The organism is Bacillus cereus, assembly GCF_002567495.1.
GTDB lineage: Bacteria > Bacillota > Bacilli > Bacillales > Bacillaceae_G > Bacillus_A > Bacillus_A cereus_AQ.
The window spans coordinates 1-21,978 of the sequence record NZ_NVAP01000092.1; the positions used below are offsets into that span (position 1 = coordinate 1).

Below are 21,978 nucleotides of genomic sequence, written 5' to 3' on the forward strand. Positions count from 1 at the left end.
TGTCTATTCTATAGGGTACAGATTAGTAGGTAGAAGTAACTTTTTTATATATTAACATTTACAAACACTTCTTTTGAAAAAATATACATTTTGAAATGATGGCATTATATGAAAGAATTTAGTATCATGATTCAAGGTACTATTTCAAGTTGGACGGAGGATACTATGAGCTTATTAACAGTTGAAAAATTAGGACATACATTTGGCGATCGTACATTATTTAAAGATGTATCTATGCGATTATTAGCAGGTGAGCACGTTGGATTAGTTGGTGCAAACGGTGTTGGTAAATCAACATTTATGAATATCATTACTGGTCAACTTATTCATGACGAAGGTCGTGTAGAATGGACACCAGGCACACATTACGGCTACTTAGATCAGCATACTATTTTAACGCCTGGACGTACAATTCGTGACGTACTAGCAGATGCATTTTTACCGTTATTCGAAAAGGAAACAGCGTTAAATGAAGTTACAGAAAAAATGGGAACTGCTACACCAGAAGAACTAGAAGAACTTCTTGAGCAAATGGCAGAAATACAAGATGCACTTGAAGCAGGTGGTTTCTATTTACTAGATATGAAAATTGAAGAGGCTGCACGTGGTCTTGGAATTGATGCTATTGGTTTAGATCGTGATGTTTCAGCACTAAGTGGTGGACAACGTACAAAAGTATTGCTTGCAAAGCTATTACTTGAACAACCAGAAGTGTTATTGCTTGATGAACCTACTAACTATTTAGACGTTGAACATATTCATTGGTTAACAACTTATTTAAAAGAATATCCACATGCATTCTTATTAATTTCTCATGATACAGAATTTATGAACAAATGTGTTGATGTTATTTTCCATCTAGAATTCACAAAAATGACACGCTATACAGCGACATATGAAAAATTCCTAGAACTAGCAGAAATCAATAAAAATCAACATATCAACGCTTATGAAAAGCAACGCGAGTTTATCAAAAAGCAAGAAGACTTCATTGCAAAGAACAAGGCTCGTTATTCAACGACAGGTCGTGCAAAGAGTCGTCAAAAACAACTCGATCGCATGGACCTTATTGATCGCCCTGAAACAGCAATTAAACCGGAATTCTCATTTAAAGAAAGTCGTGCAAGTAGTCGCTTCGTCTTTGAAGGTGAGAATGTAGAAATCGGATATACACATCCGCTACTACCAAAACTATCAATGACAATTGAACGTGGTGAAAAGATTGCTATTGTTGGATGTAACGGTGTTGGTAAATCAACATTACTAAAAACAATCTTAGGTAAAATTAAACCTTTAAACGGTAAAACAAGCCTTGGTGACTTCTTAGAGCCTGCATACTTTGAACAAGAAGTTAAAGCTGATAATATAACACCAATTGATGATGTATGGAATACATTCCCTGGCCTAGACCAGCATCAAATTCGTGCGATGTTAGCGAAATGCGGATTAAAAAATGAACATATTTCTCGTCCATTAAGTCAATTAAGTGGTGGAGAACAAGCAAAAGTTCGTTTATGTAAGCTAATGGGTGAAGAAAGTAACTGGCTACTATTTGATGAGCCGACAAACCATCTTGATGTTACAGCAAAAGAAGAACTTAAGAAGGCTATGAAAGCATATAAAGGAACAATTCTCCTTGTATGTCACGAACCGGACTTCTATGAAGATTGGATCACAAAGGTTTGGGATGTAGAAGAATGGTCTCAAAATAGTAAGTAATCTTTAAGAAAAAACTCCTTGTGTAGACAAGGAGTTTTTTACTTGTTTTTATTAAGAATTTTTTATATTGTAGTATCCTATAAGGCGTAATCGAAATTCTTTTAATTCCGGATACGCCTCTAAATTTGCTAACATACCTCTAATTACCGGAATTCTTGGATTAAGTAATCTCATTTCTGCCTCTAAAACATCTAATGTTACTAGCAGCTCATCGTCCTCTAATTGATCAGCTAGAGTACGCTTAAATACAATAATTTCTTTTAAAAAATGCTCTTTAACCTGTTCCTTAATGAGCTCTGATTTACAAAGAAATTCTCCAAGCTTTTCTTCATGTAAAACAGGTTCTTCCGCAGATTCTACCAAGCCATCAACTAGATTATCTACTCTTTTTAAAATAAAAGCAGAGACATAAGATAAATCAATTTCTGTTGCTTGTAAAATAATTAATTCTAAATACCCACGGCATATGCCTTCCACTATAATTACTAAATCCAATAAATATGGCATAACCTTTTCACCATAAATGGACAATAAACTATTCCGATAAAATGCATGAGACTCTAACTTCATCCGCATCATAAATTCTTCCACTTCTTTATTAAACGGAATCGCATTTTCTCTCGCATGCATAATAATAAACTCTTTATGCTTTTGTATATCATTAAACTGACAATGTAATTGTTTTGCAAATTTTTCACGTGGTAACAAAGACTCTTGCTCAATATCCAGCATTTTCTTTTGAATCCTATCATAATAATATCGAAGTGTCGCTAATAAAAGCTCATCTTTTGATTTAAAATATAAGTAAAAAGCTCCCTTAGATATACCACTAGCTGTCACAATTTCCTGCACTGATGTCGCATTTACACCCTTAGTAGCAAATAACTTCATAGCCGATTCTATAATTAAACGCTCTTTTTCTTTCATATCTTCTCTCCTAAATTTAATCTCGCATCTTATAGTGAATTTATCCCGCTATTCGCCGGGCAGTAAGCCTCCCGCCTCAAAATTCAGCGAAAGAAAAGAAGTTAGGTTGGGGGCTGGCTGCCCGTAAAAGCCCGATTGGTTCAACTAATAATCAGTGAAGATAAAAAAATCCCCACCGATTAAAGTTTCACTTTATTATATCATCTCTTTTTATTGACGATTGACCGAACGGTCAGTTATATTATGTATTAGACTGACCAGTTGGTCAATATAATAAAAAGGGAGCGCAAACATGAACAAAATCATCAATTTCTCGTTAAAAAATAAGTTCGCGGTTTGGCTACTAACCATTATTGTTACTATTGCGGGGATTTACTCTGGACTCAATATGAAGCTGGAAACAATTCCTGATATTACAACACCGATTGTGACAGTAACTACGGTCTATCCTGGTGCTACACCAGAAGAAGTAGCTGATAAAGTTTCAAAGCCGATGGAAGAACAACTACAAAATTTAAGTGGTGTTAACGTTGTTAGCTCATCATCTTATCAAAACGCATCTTCTATTCAAGTAGAATACAATTTTGATAAAAATATGGAAAAAGCAGAAACAGAAATTAAAGAAGCTCTCACGAATGTAAAGCTCCCAGACGGTGTTAAAGACCCTAAGGTTTCACGAGTAAACTTCAATGCTTTTCCTGTTATTTCGTTAAGCGTAGCAAGCAAGAATGAATCTTTAGCTACCTTAACTGAAAATGTAGAAAAAAATGTTGTGCCGGGATTAAAAGGACTTGATGGTGTTGCATCTGTTCAAATTGCAGGTCAACAAGTAGATGAAGTACAGCTCGTCTTCAAGAAAGATAAAATGAAAGAATTAGGACTAAGTGAAGATACTGTAAAAAATGTAATTAAAGGATCGGACGTATCTTTACCACTTGGCTTATACACGTTTAAAGACACGGAAAAATCAGTTGTTGTAGATGGCAATATTACAACGATTAAGGCATTAAAAGAACTCAAAATCCCAGCTATACCTTCATCACCTAACGGTCAAGGTAGTCAAAATGCTGGCGCTGGTGCACAAACACCGCAAATGAATCCAGCTGCTATGAACGGAATTCCAACAGTTACATTAGATGAAATTGCTGATATTAAAGAAGTTGGAAAAGCAGAATCTATTTCTCGAACAAATGGAAAAGAAGCAATTGGAATTCAAATTGTGAAGGCTGCTGATGCAAATACAGTTGATGTTGTAAATGCAGTAAAAGATAAAGTAAAAGATCTTGAGAAAAAATATAAGGATTTAGAGATCATTTCAACATTCGACCAAGGTGCGCCTATTGAAAAATCAGTTGAAACAATGCTGAGCAAAGCAATTTTCGGTGCTATCTTTGCGATTGTTATTATTATGCTGTTCCTACGAAATATTCGAACAACGTTAATCTCTGTCGTTTCAATACCACTTTCTTTATTAATTGCTGTTTTAGTTATAAAACAAATGGATATTACGCTTAACATTATGACACTTGGAGCAATGACAGTTGCTATAGGCCGCGTTGTCGATGACTCAATTGTTGTTATTGAAAATATTTACCGACGTATGTCGTTATCAGAAGAGAAATTGCGCGGAAAAGATTTAATCCGTGAAGCTACGAAAGAAATGTTTATCCCGATTATGTCTTCTACCATTGTGACAATCGCTGTATTCTTACCGCTAGGACTTGTAAAAGGTATGATTGGTGAAATGTTCTTACCATTCGCCTTAACTATCGTCTTCGCTTTATTAGCATCGTTACTAGTGGCAGTTACAATCGTACCAATGCTTGCTCATTCTTTATTTAAGAAAGAAAGCATGAGGGAAAAAGAGGTACATCATGAAGAGAAACCAAGTAAATTAGCAAATGGGTATAAACGTATACTTGAATGGGCTTTAAATCACAAAATTATTACATCAAGTATCGCTGTCCTTCTATTAGTTGGTAGTCTCGCACTTGTACCGATTATCGGTGTAAGTTTCTTACCTTCTGAAGAAGAAAAAATGATTATCGCAACATACAAACCTGAACCAGGTCAAACGTTAGAAGACGTTGAAAAAATTGCAACGAAAGCTGAAAAGCACTTCCAAGATAAAAAAGAAGTTAAAACAATTCAGTTCTCATTAGGTGGAGAGAACCCAATGAGCCCTGGTCAAACAAATCAAGCTATGTTCTTCGTTCAATATGATAACGACACGAAAAACTTCGAAAAAGAAAAAGAACAAGTCGTAAAAGATTTACAGAAAATGTCTGGAAAAGGTGAATGGAAAAACCAAGACTTCGGAGCAAGTGGCGGTAGTAACGAAATTAAACTATACGTTTATGGAGATAGCTCAGAAGATATTAAGCCCGTCGTAAAAGATATTCAAAATATCATGAAGAAAAATAAAGACTTAAAAGATATAGATTCTAGTATTGCAAAAACATATGCAGAATACACTTTAGTCGCAGATCAAGAAAAGCTGAGTAAAATGGGCCTAACGGCTGCTCAAATTGGAATGGGACTTTCTAATCAACATGATCGCCCTGTTCTAACAACAATTAAAAAAGACGGTAAAGATATCAATGTATATGTAGAAGCTGAAAAACAAAATTATGGAACAATCGATGACTTAACAAATCGCAAAATTACAACACCACTTGGTAATGAAGTAGCTGTGAAAGATGTTATGACTGTAAAAGAAGGTGAAACATCGAATACAGTAACACACCGAGATGGCCGTGTTTATGCAGAGGTTAGTGCAAAATTAACATCTGATGACGTTTCAAAAGCATCTACTGCAGTTCAAAAAGAAGTGGATAAAATGGATCTTCCTTCTGGCGTAGATGTTTCTATGGGCGGTGTTACTAAAGATATTCAAGAATCGTTCAAGCAACTTGGCCTAGCGATGTTAGCTGCGATTGCCATTGTATACTTCGTTCTTGTCGTTACATTTGGCGGTGCCCTTGCACCATTCGCAATTTTATTCTCGCTACCATTCACAATTATTGGGGCTCTTGTTGCCTTATTAATCTCTGGTGAAACATTAAGTGTATCTGCAATGATTGGTGCGCTTATGTTAATCGGTATCGTTGTAACAAATGCTATCGTGCTTATCGACCGCGTTATTCATAAAGAAAATGAAGGTCTATCAACACGTGAAGCTTTATTAGAAGCTGGTGCAACACGCTTGCGTCCTATCTTAATGACTGCAATTGCAACAATCGGGGCTCTTATCCCGCTTGCATTAGGATTTGAAGGTAGTGGCTTAATTTCTAAAGGACTTGGTGTAACAGTAATTGGTGGATTAACAAGTTCAACGCTATTAACACTTCTTATTGTTCCAATCGTTTATGAAGCACTAAGCAAATTTAAAAAGAAAAAAGTAAAATAAAGTATAAAAATAACCTCGCAGTTAGCGAGGTTATTTTTTATTTCCAAACAATATTAAAAAATCACTATATCCTTCTTTCTCTAACTCCTCTTTCGGGATAAATCGAAGAGCTGCGGAGTTAATACAATAACGGAGTCCATTTGGTCCTGGACCGTCTGGAAATACATGCCCAAGATGTGCATCTCCTTCTTTACTTCTCACTTCCGTACGCGTCATATTATGACTCACATCCATTTTTTCTTTCACACTAGCTGACATAACCGGCTTTGTAAAGCTAGGCCATCCACATCCACTATCAAATTTATCTATAGAAGTAAACAAAGGCTCACCTGAAACGATATCCACATAAAGACCTTCCTCTTTATGATTCCAATACTCATTTCGAAATGGTGGTTCTGTACCATTTTCTTGTGTTACATAAAATTGCATCTCATTGAGTTTTTCCTTTAAATGAGCATTATCCTTTGGCCAATGTTGCTTAATAAAAGCATCTCGTCCAGAACCTTTACGGTATAGCTCATAGCGGAATGTATTTTTCTTATGATATCCTTGATGATATTCCTCAGCCGGATAAAACGTAGCTGCTGGCAATATTTTTGTCGCAATTGGTTTTGAAAAACGTCCACTCTTTGCAAGCTCTTCTTTTGAAGCCTCTGCCTTTTTATGTTGTTCTTCATCTTGATAAAAAATCACTGTTTCATAAGACTGTCCGCGGTCATGGAATTGCCCACCTACATCAGTTGGATCAATTTGTCTCCAATATATATTTAATAACTCTTCATACGGCATTTTATTTGCATCAAATGTAATTTGTACTGCCTCATAATGTCCCGTCGTTTCCGAGCATACTTCTTTATACGTTGGATCCTCTTTATGACCACCTGTATAGCCAGAAACAACCTTTATAATTCCTTCCATCTCTTCAAATGGCGAAACCATGCACCAGAAACATCCTCCAGCAAATGTAGCTAATTCTACTTTTTCATTTACAGCCATTCTTTCACCCCTATTCTATATTCTCCTTACAGTATGGCATAAGAAACATAATGTTATAAAAGAAAAAGCATCAAACATCGATGCTTTTTAAGCTTTCCCCCTTGTAAAGGACAGTAAAACCCCCAATGATTAAAGTTTCACTTTATTTACGAGGTTTTAAGGAATCTTGAAAATCGAAAATGTAATTTATTAACAGCGAAATAAATATTTGTATATTTTCTTTAAATTCTAATTCTAGTAATATGAGATTGCAAATACATTTGTTGAAAATAAAATCATAAAGTGTATTAATTTACTTTAAAAGGAGAGTTTGTGAAATGAAAAAGTTACTAGTATTACCAGCAATCGCTTTATCTTTAATTGGAACAGGGACAGCTGCAGTATCAGTACCAGAAACGAACATGAATAAAACTCCTGAAGTAACAGAAATTCAGCTAGGAAATGGTGACGATTCAATCATCATGTATTCATCATCAATATTATTAGGGAGTCAAGCAGTTTCCTTTGATCATGGCTCTGGGTCCGGTTATTTTTGGAATAAATCTGGCGATGATCTTAAATTTTGGATTCAAAACACGGGGCCAAGTACTTTACGCTATAAACTTATAAATTCAGCAGGCCATACGCTTTATCAAGAAAGTATAAGTCCAGGGGCGCAAAAAACTCTTTACTTTAGTACTAGTTGGTCAGATTGGGTATCAAGTGGAAAATATACCATCTCTGTATATACTGATGATGGCGGTGTTGGTTCATTTAAATTTACAGCAAGAGCATTTCCAGAAGGATTTTAAGATTGTAAAATAAATCTATTAAATTATATATAAAGATATTAATTTTATTCAATTGTCTTTAAGGTAATAATAAAACCCCCAAATCGTAGACACTCAAAAAGTCTATGATTTGGGGGTTTGGTGCATTTTCACGCTCATTCCTCGTTATAATGGAAACGAGGATAAAAGTGAGATACAGGAAATGAGCAAAATTATTTTTAATAAAATACAAAGGAGAATTCTTTTGTTAAATTATCCACTTTATAGGGTACAGTTCATTTCTTACTTCACTTTATTTTTTCCCAAAGTCCTTCTCCATTTCATCACTTGTCACATCTAAGACATCTAATAAGAAAATGAAGATTGGAATACCGATAATAAGTCCCCATACACCTAAGAAGTGTTCTGAGAAAATTAATACCATAAACGTATAGAAAATTGGTAAATTTGTTTTTTGCGACATGAACTTCGGATTTAATACGTAACTTTCAAGCGCATGAATCACTGTTACGATAATTAAAATATAAACAACGTACATAATACCGCCAATATTGTAAGCAATCATACAAAGTGGGAATAATGAAATGATAACCCCAGCTACTGGAATTAAGCCAAGTAAGAAGATCATTAACGCTAAACCTAATAATTGCGGGAATCCTAATATCCATAATGCGATAACTGAAAGAACACAGTTAACAACGGCAATTAAAAATTGTGCTTCGATTACCTTTCCAAATGAACGTGCAAATTTCTTTCCGAAGTACTCAATTTCAGTATAGAAAATTGCAAGCCTACTTTCTTTAAACTTTGCAGTAAAAGCAGATATACGAGCTTTTTCCAATAAGAAAAATAAACTTAAAATTAAAGAAAGTAAAACTTGAAGGCCAAATTTCCCAACATTCGTAATCGATTTATACAAAATGTCTACGCCTTGTCCTACATATTTAGAAAGCTCCATATGATTGACAGCATTAACTGCATATTTAATTAATTCACTATCCGGTGGGTTTCTTAAAAATACGTTAAATTGATAAATCAGTTGTGAAATTTGTATCGTTAATACTGGTAAATATTTAAATAACGTAATAGCAATCCCACCAATTAACATTACATATAGAAATGCTATAATAATTTTTCGATTAATGGGCATGAAATGATCTAATTTGCGGGAAATAAACTTTTGGAATCGATCCATTAAATACGTGAGAATAAACGTAATTAATATTAAATTGAGCATACTTTGCAGCCCGTATAACACGAGAGCAAGTATTACTAATACGAGTAACCTCTGAAATCCTTTGCTTTGAAACAGGTTTTTTATTTGCATAATCGACGAGTACTCTCTCCTGTCCTATAAAGTAAAACGTTAATTAAGTAGATTTTTCTCTCTTTTCTACTTTTAGTTATTTATTCATATTAAGATTTTTATAAGCTCATTATATGCCTGCCTTAGCAGGTGTATAGTAGCTTACTTCTTATTTTACAATACAATGACCTAATTCAAAACGTATTCTACATAGTATTAATGAAGATTTAAGGAAACTTACATTTTTTAAATAGGTCTTACCAATACTGTAACATAAAAAGCAAGCTATCAGTAGAAATCTGTCCTACAAATAGCTTGCTTTTCTTATTTTTTAAGTAAGTTTTACTATCCAATAAATGGCATGAACATCGGTATGACGACTACTGTTACAACTCCAACTACCGTTACAGCAATACTTGCCATCGCTGCCTCTACTTCGCCCATTTCAATTCCTACTGCAACTCCTAATGCATGGCCTGCTGTTCCAAGCGCTAGACCTTTTGCAATTGGATGTTTCACTCTAAATGTTTTTAAGAATAATGCTCCTAATGCGTATACGATAACTGCGTTAAAAATAACTGCAAACGATGTAATTGCTGGGATACCACCAATACTTTCTGAGATTGGTAACGCAATTGCTGTTGTTGCTGCTTGTGGTAGCATTGAATTCATTACTGCTGTATCTAAACCGATTGCTTTTGCAACAATGAACACGACAATTACTGAGCAAATAGATCCAACCACGATAGCCGATAAAATTTGCCACCAATATTTTTTTAACTTATCCACTTGTTTATATAATGGGATAGCAAATGCAATGGTTGCTGGTTCTAAGAAGAAACTAATCATTTTTCCGCCAGTATTATATTCTTCAAAAGTAAAGTTACCTACCTTTAGAAAGACAATCCCTAATACCATCGCTACGAATAATGGTGTAAATAGGAAGAACCCTTTTGAGTGCTTAAACAATAATGTTCCGATCCCGTATGCGATTAATGAAACGACGATTCCGAAATATGGAGTCATTGTGCTTGCCATGTTCATTACCTCCTAACAATATATAACTACAATGGTTACGCAACCTTTCCGTGCTTGCGTCCTTTATTTACTACTTTCAATTCTTTTGTATCTTCTGTTTCTTTTTCATCTTTTCCTAAAATAAATTGTGCAAATAATCCTGTTACAGCGAGTAAAATAACTGTTGCTACAACAATTACAGTTAAAATTTGTACAAAGTATTGCCCCATTACACCAAGAGAATTAATAACTGAAATACCTGATGGGACGAAAAGGAATCCGATAATACCGGTTAAAGCTGTTCCAAGTGATTCAACTTGCTCCAATTTAATTACTTTTAAACATAATAGACTAAATAAAATAACTAACCCGATTACCGATGAAGGCATTGGAATTGGTAAATGTGTTGCAATAATATTAGAAATTAACATAATAGCTGAGAATATGAATGCTTGTGATAAGAAACTATATACTTTTTTCGTACTCATTTTGGCCACCTCTTTCGATTTGGTACCTTTATTGTATAGGATATAAACATCTAGGTAAGCGTTTACATAACAGAACGTCAAATATACAGAATCAGTTACAAATATAAAAGGATGAAATACAAAAGCTGCTTCTTAAATACGAAGCAGCTTTTTGAGTTCTTTTGCATATGTACGGCTAACAGGTACTTTCGATCCTTCTTTCATGATTAAATTATAAGTAGAATTGAACCATGGCTGAATTTCAGTAATATGATTAATATTCGCAATAAAGCTACGATGGACGCGCATGAAACTTGCTTGTGGTAACTTCTTCTCTAAAATTACGAGTGTATCATGTGTTACATACGTTTCTCTCATTGTTTTTACTGTTACTTTTCCATCTACAAGCCCTACATATATAATATCTTCAATGTTCAAAAGTACAATCGATTCCTCAATTGGTAATGCTAATTTGTGCATCTCTGCTGTGACATCGCTTCCCTTTATTTCGTGCTTCGTTTCTATTTGCGATTGTTTTTGTTTTTTATACTTCTTTAATGTCTGTACAATACGCTCTTCATCAAATGGTTTTAAAATGTAATCTAACGCGTCTACTTCAAAGGCTTGTAATGCATATTGATCATAGGCCGTTGCAAATACAATTGCAGGTGGATTTTTCATCTTCTTTAATATATTTGCAATTTCAAATCCATTATCATCGGATAATTGAATATCTAAAAACACAATATCTGGTCTACTTTGCATTAGTTCTTCTAATGCGTCTTCCACACAATCAGCCTCACCAACTATCTCAACTTCTTTCGTTCTCTCTAATAAATACTTTAGTTCATCACGTGCTAGCATTTCATCGTCAACTACTAATACTTTTAACACCTCGCTCTTCCTCCCCTACTTTTTTTGGAATAATAAAGGTGATCTCCGTCCCTTTATTTAATTCACTTTCGATATGAAGCATCGTCTCTTTCCCAAATAATCCAATAAGACGTTCATTAATATTATATAAAGCTGTTCCAGTCCCTTTCTTTGACGAAACTACCATTTTTCCTAATTGTTCTAGGCGTTCTTGCTCAATTCCTTGCCCGTTATCCTTCACTTCAAAATGAACCATACCCTCTTTTTCAAATACATGCACTTCCACTTCGCATAATGGTTGTTTCTTAGGAAAAGCATGTCGCAATGCATTTTCAACCAAGAGTTGAAGAACAAATGGTGGTACTAAAGTTGTCTTTAGCTCTTCCTCAATATACATCTTTACTTCATACTTATTTGGAAACCTCGCTTGCTCTAGTGATAAGTATGCCTGTACGTGGTTTAATTCTTGTTCTAGTGAAATCAATAACTGACGTGCTCCTTGCAAATTACAACGAAAATACACGCTAAGCTGTAATAATAACTTCCTTGCTTTTTCTACATCTGTTCGGCATAAAGCTGATACCGTATTAATCGCATTAAATAAAAAGTGCGGGTTAATTTGTGCTTGTAATGCTTTTATCTCTGCATCTTGAAGTAATTTACTTTGCAACTCAGCTTCCCCTAACTCTAACTGCGTAGAGAATATTTTTGCTAACCCTTCTGCTAATTCTTCTTCAACGCGACTTAACTGGTTAGAATTTTTGAAATACAGTTTTAATGTTCCTATCGTATTTCCATGTGAAGTTAGTGGAATAACAATAGCGGCTTGTAAGGGACAGCCTTCATGTTGGCAATTAATAACCTCACGTGATTTCGCCTTCATTATTTGCCCTGTATGTAAAACTTCTTTTGATAAACCAGTTATTAAACTATGTGAAGGAATATGGTGATCTGATGCTAATCCAACGTGCGCTAATATTTTCTCTGTATCTGTTAAAGATACAGCATCCGTTCCTGTAAAGCGGTGAATAATTTGTGCCACATGTTTACACGATTCTTCTGTTAATCCTTGACGAAAATACGGTAACGTTTTATCAGCAATGCGCAATACTTTATGAGTCTGAAGTGCTTTTGCATTCTCCTCCTGACGCAAAATAGCTTGTATCATAGAAAGTAAAATAAAACTTCCAAAACTATTTACAAGGATCATCGGTATCGCGATTGTTTTCACAACGCTAATTCCATCCTCTATAATTAATAAAATCATAACCATTTCTAAAGATACGATAAAAACACTTAAAACTGCTGAAAACTTAGGCGTAATTGTACGGTTATATTTTTTGAAAATGTATCCGATATAACCAGTTATAATCCCGGCTAAAATAGAAGAGATTGCACAGCTTAGCGCTGTCGTACCACCAAGCATATAACGATGAATACCAGCAATAAACCCTACTCCAATCCCTACGATAGGTCCACCAAGTAAGCCGCTAATACCAACACCCATAATACGTGTATTCGCAATTGTACTTGATGAAGAAACACCTTGTAACCAATTTTCATTCATAATCGTATTTCCTGCTATTTCAATTCCAGTGTAATTGCTTACAATTGTAAATACCGAAAAAATACAAATAAGCTTAAGCTTATCTACATAGCCATCCTGTTTATGAAGGAGGCGCCTGAACGTTTTAATATGAGAGAGTAAAAATCCTAAAATAACTATAAGTCCGACTCGTTCAATCATCATGAGTACTAAATTTAGCATCTTTGATTCATTCCTTTTTATTTAGTTAGTTTTATTATGGGAAAATAATGAAGTCGGCGTCAAGAAGAACGAAATATTTTTCGAAATATTTTACACATAACAACCTCCTCTTTATTTGACAATATAATAGAAGAGTGCTAAAAATAAAGTAATATAATACAGTCCTTTAACCCAACCCCGTGAGGTTGAGAAGGAAGTCGGAATACAATATACGTATGTTCTTTTTTAGGGATACGTATGCTTTTTTGGCCTTCTCATCATATCAGGTGAGAAGGCCTTTTGTTATTCTTCCATAGCGACTGTAGAAAATAAGGAGGAGTAATAATGAACGTCACTACTGATGTACAACAAACAACAGAGGAGACGAAAGAGAAAAGATATAAAACATTGTTTGGTTCTGCATTAGGATACGCCGCAGAAGGTTTAGATATGTTGCTCTTATCTTTCGTACTTGTCTATATTTTAAAAGAATTTCACTTAAGCCCTGTTGAAGGTGGAAACTTAACATTAGCTACCACAATAGGGATGCTAATTGGTTCTTATTTATTTGGATTTATTGCTGATTTATTTGGCCGTATTCGTACAATGGCCTTCACAATCTTACTGTTTTCACTAGCAACCGCACTCATTTATTTCGCAACAGACTACTGGCACTTATTAATTCTTCGCTTTTTAGTTGGAATGGGAGTTGGTGGTGAATTTGGAATTGGAATGGCCATTGTAACAGAAACATGGTCTAAAGAAATGCGTGCTAAAGCAACATCTGTTGTTGCACTTGGATGGCAATTTGGTGTACTAGTTGCTTCACTCCTTCCAGCATTTATTGTCCCACACTTTGGATGGAGAGCCGTTTTCTTATTTGGATTAATTCCAGCTTTACTAGCTGTCTATGTCCGTAAAAGTTTAAGTGAACCGAAAATATGGGAGCAAAAACAACGCTACAAAAAGGAACTATTGCAAAAAGAAGCTGCAGGTAAATTAACAAATACTGAAGCAGAACAACTAAAACATATGAAAAAGTTCCCACTTCGAAAGTTATTTGCAAATAAAAAAGTAACAATCACAACAATTGGTCTTATTATTATGTCATTTATCCAGAACTTCGGATATTACGGAATTTTCACATGGATGCCAACTATTTTAGCAAATAAATATAACTATACATTAGCAAAAGCAAGTGGCTGGATGTTCATTTCTACCATCGGTATGCTAATTGGAATTGCAATCTTTGGTATTCTGGCTGATAAAATTGGTCGTCGTAAAACTTTTGCAATCTATTATATTGGCGGTACGATATACTGTCTCATTTACTTCTTCTTATTCACAGATTCAACATTATTATTATGGGGAAGTGCTTTACTCGGATTCTTCGCAAATGGAATGATGGGGGGATTTGGGGCAATTTTAGCTGAAAACTATCCTGCTGAAGCCCGCTCTACAGCAGAAAACTTTATTTTCGGTACAGGACGTGGGTTAGCTGGATTTGGCCCTGTTATTATCGGATTACTCGCTACAGGTGGCAACCTACTTGGGGCTTTGTCCCTGATTTTTATCATCTACCCAATCGGGTTAATTACAATGCTACTATGTGTACCAGAAACAAAGGGAAAAGTATTAGATTAAACGAAAAAGAGGAAGCACCTCATTTAAGATGCTTCCTCTTTTTCGTGTTTATTTATCATTTATTTTGATTTACTAGCCTTCTGAAATAAGAATGCAGTTTTATCTTCTTCTTTTACAATACCTTGTTTTAATGCTAATTCTCCTGCAACTTTAGGTGCTAACCATAGCATTGGGAATAACAAAATTGATACCGGAACTGCCGTCACTACGATAAACGATTGTAGCGCATTAATACTTCCTTCACCCATATATAAAAGAATTGCTGCAACTGCGCCCATAATAAGCGACCAAAAAATTCGTAAGCTAATTCTAGGATCTCCATCTCCAGTCACTGCCATTGAAATGGAATACGCCATTGAATCTCCAGTTGTCACTACAAACAAAATTGTTAATAAAAGAAATGCTGGTCCAATAATATTAGAAAGTGGCAATTGCCCTGTAATTGCAATCATCGCTGCTGGCATACCAGATTCACTTAATGCGTCCGAGATAGAACCAGGATTCATTAACTCATAAAACACACCTGATCCCCCTAATATAGTAAACCAAAACGTTGTAATAATAGGTGCGATAATTCCAATTGCAACGATGATTTCTCGAATCGTTCTCCCTCTTGAAATTCGACTCACTAAAATTGCCATCATCGGTCCGTATCCAATAAACCATCCCCAGAAAAAGATTGTCCAAGATCCTAACCAACTTGTATCACCACGGTATGTGCTCATCGGTATAAACTCATTTACATAAAATCCAAACGAAGAGACAAAGGAATCAATAATAAATCCACCTGGCCCAAATAATAATATGAATGCCATTAACAAAATTGCTAATCTAACATTTAAATTACTTATAATTTGAATCCCTTTATCAATACCTGTTACTGCCGATATAGTAGATACGGCCACTACACAAACAATAATTGCTAATTGAGTAGTAAACACATCAGGAATTCCAAATAATTCTTGTAATCCATAACTTGCTTGTAAACCTAAAAATCCAATTGGGCCAATTGTCCCTGCAGCTACTGCAATAATTGCAGATGCATCGATTACCGTTCCAAGCAAGCTCTTTCGTAACTTTTCCCCAAAAATAGGATATAAAAGTGTTCGGGGTTTTAACGGCATACCTTTATGATAATGCCCATACATCATAACTACCGCACTAATTGTACCTAAAATCGTCCATGCTAAGAAGCCCCAATGCATATAACTTTGTGCTAAAGCAGGCATGACTGCTTCTTTCGTGCCAGCAGATATACCTGCATGTATTGGTGGCACCGTCATCAAATGGTACATTGGCTCGGCTGCTGCCCAAAAAACGCCACCTCCGGCAAGTAATGTAGACATAATAATAGCAAGCCATTTTGCCGTACTAATCTCAGGTTTCTCTAAATCACCTAGTTTGACCCTCCCATATTTCGAGAATGCCATACACATCGCAACAATAAATGTACCTAACAATAAAACTTGCCAGAAGGCACCGAAATATTTAATTGAAAAAGCGAAACTGTTATTAATTACTCTCTCTACATAATCCTTGTTCAAAAAAACTGCAATTACAAATAATAAAAGTGAACCACCACTAATAAGAAATACAGGCCAATCAGTTTGTCGACTCTTCATTCTCATTTACACTTCCTCCTTCCTCAGCAATCTAAAAAAACAACTTTATTATGTTTCCTTGTTTAAATCCGAAACGCAATAATTATATAAGCATAATAATAAACCGATTTTCTACATACTTATGTTGTCCCTAAAAATATGCTAAATCCCTTATTTCAAAGAAACAATCTATTCCTCTTACATAAAAAGGCAAAATAAAAGACCTTATATTTCCATAAGGTCTTCGAAACAGAAATTTGATTATAACATAAGGATCTGGACGTTTCAAAAAACGCCAGATAAAAAGGGCTAGAAGTAAAGGCTTTCAACTGCTATCTAACAGGAATTAAAAAAATTTAAATTTCACGACTTATAACTATATATTACTAACTATTTATGGAAAAAATTAGGTGTAATAATATCATTTGGATAAGGTTTATGGTAAATATGAGTCGTAGCTGGTGACAAAGTAGGAATTAACCATACCCAGTTCCCTGTTACAACCCTTCCACAAGCAACCTCCTGCTTCTCAAACTGTTGAAATTGTTGTGCCGCAGTATGATGATCAACAATGCTAACTCCTTGTTTTTTAAAAGAATGCAAAACAGCCACATTTAATTCAACTAATGCTTTATCTTTCCATAACGTACCGTTTCTCGATGTATCTAAATCCATCATTTCCGCCACCGCTGGAAGTAAATTATAACGATCGTGATCAGCTAAGTTACGAGCTCCTATTTCTGTTCCCATATACCATCCATTAAATGGAGCTGCTGTATAGGAAATACCACCTATTTCTAGGCGCATGTCTGAAATCATCGGCACTCCATACCATTTTACTCCAAGCGATGAAATAGGGTAGTCTGGATGCTCGATTGGCACTTCTTTTACTTCTTCTTCCGGAATTTCTTTATATATGGGGGCTTTCCCGTCTATAGAAAAAACAAGCGGCAATACATCAAAGTTCGTACCTTCTCCTTGCCAACCAAGATCCCGGCAAAAATCTGTAAATGTAGCAGAATGAGAATCACCGATCATTCCCATTGCAGTTTGATATCCTGCATATCGAATTAATTGATGATTATAAATTCGTATATTATTTTCTTCACCTTGATATTGCTTAAAAATCGTAATGGTCGGTTTAACTTTCCCGTCGTTCGTTGCATATTTAATGTGATGAATTAATGCATTATATACACCCTCTTCATCATTCACTTCGCGCGCATCTAATATGTGCATCTTACTCCAAAAGAGTCTTCCAATACATCTATTACTGTTACGCCATGCCATTCGTGAACCCTGAACAAGTTCTTCGAATGTATGCTCATATGTCCCCGTCTTCTCTATCTCAATTTGAATTTCTTTTATACGCTCTTCTATCAGTTGTTCTTTATGAAGCTCCTTATAACAAATCGTAATAAAATTACTTGCTTCCTCTATTAATTGTTTCGTTTTACTCATAAACAATCTCCTTCTATTTCAACAAAACACTACTACTTTACAGTATAAGCAAAAAGGATACGAGTCACAAATGAAAATGAGAGTGTTACTTTTATTGTAATATTTTTCAGAAAATTAACAGCCTTACTATTGACTTATATGGAAAATAGGTGTATTTTTTACTCAGGTAAATTATTTTTACCTAGACCAACTTTTAATTAGAAAGGAGGTAATGTTATGTCTTCATTTCAATTGCCAAAGCTTTCATATGATTATGATGAACTAGAGCCATATATCGATAGCAATACGCTCTCCATTCATCACGGAAAGCACCATGCGACATACGTAAACAATTTAAATGCTGCTTTAGAAAATTATACTGAATTACATAATAAACCTTTAGAAGAATTACTATGTAATTTAGATACTTTACCGAAGGAAATTGTTACAGCTGTAAGAAATAACGGTGGTGGTCACTATTGTCATAGTCTTTTTTGGGAAGTGATGAGCCCACGAGGTGGCGGTGAGCCTAATGGAGACGTTGCAAAAGTAATTGATTATTATTTCAATACCTTTGACAACTTAAAAGATCAACTTTCCAAAGCAGCTATTAGTCGTTTTGGAAGTGGCTATGGATGGCTTGTTCTTGACGGTGAGGAACTCTCTGTTATGAGTACACCAAATCAAGATACACCTTTGCAAGAAGGGAAAATCCCCTTACTCGTAATTGATGTATGGGAACATGCTTATTATTTAAAGTATCAAAATCGGCGCCCAGAGTTTGTTACCAACTGGTGGCATACAGTAAACTGGGACCAAGTAAACGAGAAGTATTTACAAGCAATTCAATCACAAAAACATTAGTCATACGTATAAGGTAAATTTGGTAATGTAAAATCAGTATTGTCGAAATCCTCCAGAATCCCCCGGATTGCCACCGGGGGATTTATGATTACTTCATTGTATTTATATAGTATTTTAAAACATTTTTTATTTCTGGTTTCAGCTCTCGGAACAAAAATCCGAATTCACGAGCCTTTCCATTATGTAACGTACAGTTAGTTACCTCATTATAGGGAGCTATATTTTCCCCAGCTTCCTGGATGAGCGCTTTTATCCCCGTTTTCTCTTCTATGAAATGAATCATTTCTTCCGTAGAAACTATCCCATTACTACAAGCGTTAATTGGCCCTTCCACATTTTCCATCCCGCACCAAGCAAGAAACTCTCCTGCCTCTTTTTCATGTATAAATGATAAACTTCCATCTAAATGATCCACAACGATAGGTTTTCGGTTCACAACACATTCAACGTAAAATTGTAATCTTTTCGTATAATCGTTTTCTCCAATAACAACTGGAAAACGCACTGCAACGACTGGGAATGTTGCATATTGAAATAAAACCGCCTCAGCTGATCGCTTTCCTTCACTATAATTAAAATCCTTCCTATCTCCATACGTAATTGCATACTCGTACGGATTAAAGTGCCCTTCTGCCAGGTCTAGCGCAGGCTCATAGACAGCCATTGAAGATGTCATGATATACTTCTTCGTTTTTCCTTTCAAAACTTCACATACCACTTTCGCTGCATTTGAGCTATAGCATAAATTATCATATACGATATCATAACTTTTATCTTCTAAGCACTCTCTTAATAGCCTTTCATCTTCTCTATCCACGATCAACCTTTTTACTGCATGTCCAAAAGAATCTTCAGTAACTCCCCTTGTAGCAATTGTTACATCATGTCCAGCTTGCAAAAGAGATTCTACTAAATGTTTACCAAAAAACCTTGTTCCTCCTAGCACCAGCACTTTTTTCAATTTCATCATCCCTATTTTAACAATTTGTAAAATACTACCTATATTATTATAAAACGCTAATATATAAAAAGCATGAAATCAGTTTAACGATTCCATGCTTTTCTACAGATAATATATTAACGGACTCTATATTTAAAAATACAATAACAGAAGTACAAAATAGATATTACTGATACATAAACCCATAGTTCATATACGAATCCCTCTTCCCACATTCCCATAAAATAAAATAGTGAAGGTAAAGTCAATGTTACCCATGATTGTACGAAGGCGATTCTTCCGAGATATTGATTAATATTCTTTTTTTGTGTATTTAGCACAAAGAATAAGTACCAAAGTAATGCCCACATAAACCATGTTAACGCATTAACAACATCATGGAATTGAACAAATGAAACAACCATATAGAATAAGGCTATAATTGCTACCCAAATACAAAACCATCCTAGACCACTACTATCCATTCCCTTTATAAAAGTAACACCTACATATAAATAGGTTAATCCAAATAAGAAAGTAGCCGCATATGAATACACTGTCCAATTACTTTGGTCAGAAATCATGATCAAATAAAACGGAATAATAATTTGTAGTGCACCCACAAATAAATTAAAAACACCTGCACTTTTCATCTCTGCTTTCCCTAATATAACAAGACTATTTAAAAATAAAGCTGCCCCTGAAAGTAATAATCCTACATAACCCATATATATTCGTGTGAAAATCTTTATCTTTCACACTTTTAACCTCCTCACAATATAAAGTGATACCTATATTATTTTTCTTCCTATTTAAAACTACATACATAATTTTTCACCCGAATAAGTCAGACTTCCGACTTCAAAAAAGAGCGAACTTAAAACGCTTTCAATAATAAATAATCCTATCAAAAAATGAAATAGGATTCCTTGATTATAAACGGACTCTAGCAATGATACAAGTGTTGGTATCCTTTTCGATAATACGCTTTCAATTTCTATAAAAAATTAATAGAATAATGCATTTCTCTATCTCATTTTACTATCTTCTAGCATAAGATATTGTAAAATCATATCATTTTAAGAAAGGTTTGATATTTATGCCTCTTCATTATCCAAATCACCCTATTTTTCACTCCACAGGTGTATTAACAAAAGAACCTGCAACTATTTCAGCTGTAGTAAACATTGTAAATTTAGGCGCATATTATGCACACTATGTAAATATAGAAGTGTGGGATTGGTCTAACTATTCTAACCCTGTAAAATTACCTGTGCTAATCGGTGAAAATACAGAAGTAGCCTTCCCATACCTCTTACCAAGCAATCATTTAGCGGTCTTTTATGCTGATTTAGATGAGACTATTGATTTGTATGAAATACGCATTTCTTATCCCGCTCACTCCAATATTATTGCAAATTGTTTCGGACGAAGTCTCCCACCATATGCAAGCCAAGAAGGGAACACAGTATATCATAAACAACTTGTTCGAATTCATTAATTCCTTCTATTGTGTAATAGGAGGTGGTCCGTAATACATTCTTTCTTATGAGAAAATTGTATTACGGACCTGAAACGTGATAGTACCCCTTAATAGTTTTTAATTGTTTCAAATCCTCAATTTTGTATAAGGAACAGGTTTGAATTAAGACCTTTAATTTCTTTTACTACATTTACATATGCTGGCTGATCATAAAAATAATCGTCAATATTACCAACTATATCTCAAAAAAACCTATCTATACCCTTTCCGATAATCCGCCTTATTTATAACAATACCTCTGTAATAATCATAATGCACTTTTCAACCTTCATTCTCTTACCACTAGGCTATATTAAATACAATGAAAAAATTCAATAAAATTGGTTCTAAAATGAGAAATAGAACGCACACTTAATAATCAATATCTTTACTTACATTAAAAATATTGATCCCTACACATTTTTCCAATCAACTATTCCTATAAAACAGCGAACATTCTTTTCTCAATTAGCTAATAAACTTAATGGAAAATGAATATAAAAAATGACCTATTGCTTTTATACAAAGGTCATTTTTTTATTCATCATTAAACTTTTAAATAGCCATTTTTATTATTTGATTGCCATTTCCAAGAATCTGCACACATTTCCTCTAATCCACGCGTTGCCTCCCAGCCCAATTCACGCTTTGCTTTCGATGCATCAGCAAAACATACTGCCACATCACCTGGGCGACGCTCTGTAATTTTATAAGGAACTTTCTTGCCCGAAACTTT

The 21,978-nt window shown here is 34.7% G+C and carries 18 protein-coding genes and 1 pseudogene; 6 read left to right on the forward strand and 13 right to left on the reverse strand.

Going from position 1 to position 21,978, the window contains the following annotated elements; all coding sequences use genetic code 11:
- The first annotated feature begins 165 nt into the window (after positions 1 to 165).
- On the forward strand, positions 166 to 1,719 hold the full coding sequence (locus tag COK05_RS30135) for an ABC-F family ATP-binding cassette domain-containing protein (protein ID WP_098615462.1): 1,554 nt from the start codon (positions 166 to 168) through the stop codon (positions 1,717 to 1,719).
- 51 nt (positions 1,720 to 1,770) lie between these two features.
- Here the strand turns inward: COK05_RS30135 and COK05_RS30140 are convergent, their stop codons facing one another.
- The gene (locus COK05_RS30140) at positions 1,771 to 2,646 is read right to left on the reverse strand and encodes a TetR/AcrR family transcriptional regulator (protein ID WP_098615447.1); all 876 of its coding nucleotides are present in this window, start codon (positions 2,644 to 2,646) and stop codon (positions 1,771 to 1,773) included.
- Between the two features lie 292 nt (positions 2,647 to 2,938).
- Here COK05_RS30140 and COK05_RS30145 point away from each other — a divergent pair, with 292 nt between their 5' ends.
- Positions 2,939 to 6,055 carry an efflux RND transporter permease subunit gene (locus COK05_RS30145; RefSeq protein WP_098615448.1) on the forward strand — a complete coding sequence of 1,039 codons (3,117 nt, stop codon included), beginning with the start codon at positions 2,939 to 2,941 and terminating at the stop codon, positions 6,053 to 6,055.
- 30 nt (positions 6,056 to 6,085) lie between these two features.
- On the opposite strand, the gene msrB is transcribed toward COK05_RS30145, so the two are convergent.
- Positions 6,086 to 7,051, reverse strand: coding sequence for a peptide-methionine (R)-S-oxide reductase MsrB (msrB, locus tag COK05_RS30150; RefSeq protein ID WP_098615449.1), 966 nt, complete (start codon positions 7,049 to 7,051; stop codon positions 6,086 to 6,088).
- Between the two features lie 317 nt (positions 7,052 to 7,368).
- Here msrB and COK05_RS30155 point away from each other — a divergent pair, with 317 nt between their 5' ends.
- Complete coding sequence (locus COK05_RS30155) at positions 7,369 to 7,842, forward strand: hypothetical protein (protein WP_098615450.1); 474 nt, start codon at positions 7,369 to 7,371, stop codon at positions 7,840 to 7,842.
- 271 nt (positions 7,843 to 8,113) lie between these two features.
- On the opposite strand, the gene COK05_RS30160 is transcribed toward COK05_RS30155, so the two are convergent.
- The 5 genes from COK05_RS30160 to lytS form a co-directional block, all read right to left on the reverse strand.
- Positions 8,114 to 9,148 (reverse strand): AI-2E family transporter, encoded by a 1,035-nt coding sequence (locus tag COK05_RS30160; protein ID WP_098615451.1) that lies wholly within the window; start codon positions 9,146 to 9,148, stop codon positions 8,114 to 8,116.
- Between the two features lie 324 nt (positions 9,149 to 9,472).
- Complete coding sequence (gene lrgB, locus COK05_RS30165; protein ID WP_000168869.1) at positions 9,473 to 10,165, reverse strand: antiholin-like protein LrgB; 693 nt, start codon at positions 10,163 to 10,165, stop codon at positions 9,473 to 9,475.
- Positions 10,166 to 10,200: 35 nt separating this feature from the next.
- Positions 10,201 to 10,632 carry an antiholin-like murein hydrolase modulator LrgA gene (lrgA, locus tag COK05_RS30170; protein WP_000104901.1) on the reverse strand — a complete coding sequence of 144 codons (432 nt, stop codon included), beginning with the start codon at positions 10,630 to 10,632 and terminating at the stop codon, positions 10,201 to 10,203.
- Between the two features lie 132 nt (positions 10,633 to 10,764).
- On the reverse strand, positions 10,765 to 11,505 hold the full coding sequence (locus COK05_RS30175; RefSeq protein ID WP_098615452.1) for a LytR/AlgR family response regulator transcription factor: 741 nt from the start codon (positions 11,503 to 11,505) through the stop codon (positions 10,765 to 10,767).
- Positions 11,483 to 13,252, reverse strand: coding sequence for a two-component system sensor histidine kinase LytS (gene lytS, locus COK05_RS30180; protein ID WP_098615453.1), 1,770 nt, complete (start codon positions 13,250 to 13,252; stop codon positions 11,483 to 11,485). Before lytS ends, COK05_RS30175 begins: the two co-directional genes overlap by 23 nt.
- Positions 13,253 to 13,576: 324 nt before the next feature.
- On the opposite strand from lytS, the gene COK05_RS30185 reads away from it, so the two are divergent.
- Positions 13,577 to 14,875 (forward strand): MFS transporter, encoded by a 1,299-nt coding sequence (locus COK05_RS30185; RefSeq protein ID WP_098615454.1) that lies wholly within the window; start codon positions 13,577 to 13,579, stop codon positions 14,873 to 14,875.
- Between the two features lie 59 nt (positions 14,876 to 14,934).
- Here COK05_RS30185 and COK05_RS30190 read toward each other — a convergent pair whose 3' ends face one another.
- Both COK05_RS30190 and COK05_RS30195 read right to left on the reverse strand, forming a co-directional pair.
- Positions 14,935 to 16,503 (reverse strand): BCCT family transporter, encoded by a 1,569-nt coding sequence (locus tag COK05_RS30190; protein WP_098615455.1) that lies wholly within the window; start codon positions 16,501 to 16,503, stop codon positions 14,935 to 14,937.
- A gap of 363 nt (positions 16,504 to 16,866) precedes the next feature.
- Entirely contained in the window at positions 16,867 to 17,937 is a 1,071-nt protein-coding gene (locus tag COK05_RS30195; protein WP_098615456.1) for a nitric oxide synthase oxygenase, read from the reverse strand.
- A 216-nt stretch (positions 17,938 to 18,153) separates the two neighbouring features.
- On the opposite strand from COK05_RS30195, the gene sodA reads away from it, so the two are divergent.
- Positions 18,154 to 18,780, forward strand: coding sequence for a superoxide dismutase [Mn] (gene sodA / locus COK05_RS30205; protein ID WP_098615457.1), 627 nt, complete (start codon positions 18,154 to 18,156; stop codon positions 18,778 to 18,780).
- Between the two features lie 88 nt (positions 18,781 to 18,868).
- Here the strand turns inward: sodA and COK05_RS30210 are convergent, their stop codons facing one another.
- Together COK05_RS30210 and COK05_RS30215 are read right to left on the reverse strand one after the other, a co-directional pair.
- Entirely contained in the window at positions 18,869 to 19,750 is an 882-nt protein-coding gene (locus COK05_RS30210) for an NAD-dependent epimerase/dehydratase family protein (protein WP_098615458.1), read from the reverse strand.
- A 107-nt stretch (positions 19,751 to 19,857) separates the two neighbouring features.
- Complete coding sequence (locus COK05_RS30215; protein WP_098615459.1) at positions 19,858 to 20,448, reverse strand: AmiS/UreI family transporter; 591 nt, start codon at positions 20,446 to 20,448, stop codon at positions 19,858 to 19,860.
- 371 nt (positions 20,449 to 20,819) lie between these two features.
- Between COK05_RS30215 and COK05_RS30225 the strand changes: the two genes are divergently transcribed.
- Entirely contained in the window at positions 20,820 to 21,221 is a 402-nt protein-coding gene (locus COK05_RS30225; protein ID WP_098615461.1) for a hypothetical protein, read from the forward strand.
- A gap of 119 nt (positions 21,222 to 21,340) precedes the next feature.
- Here COK05_RS30225 and COK05_RS31985 read toward each other — a convergent pair.
- A pseudogene (locus tag COK05_RS31985) lies at positions 21,341 to 21,512 on the reverse strand (endo alpha-1,4 polygalactosaminidase); the annotation flags it as partial.
- 277 nt (positions 21,513 to 21,789) lie between these two features.
- Positions 21,790 to 21,978, reverse strand: a 189-nt coding sequence (locus tag COK05_RS30235) for a GDP-mannose 4,6-dehydratase (protein ID WP_176539480.1), incomplete at its 5' end; no start/stop codon positions are given.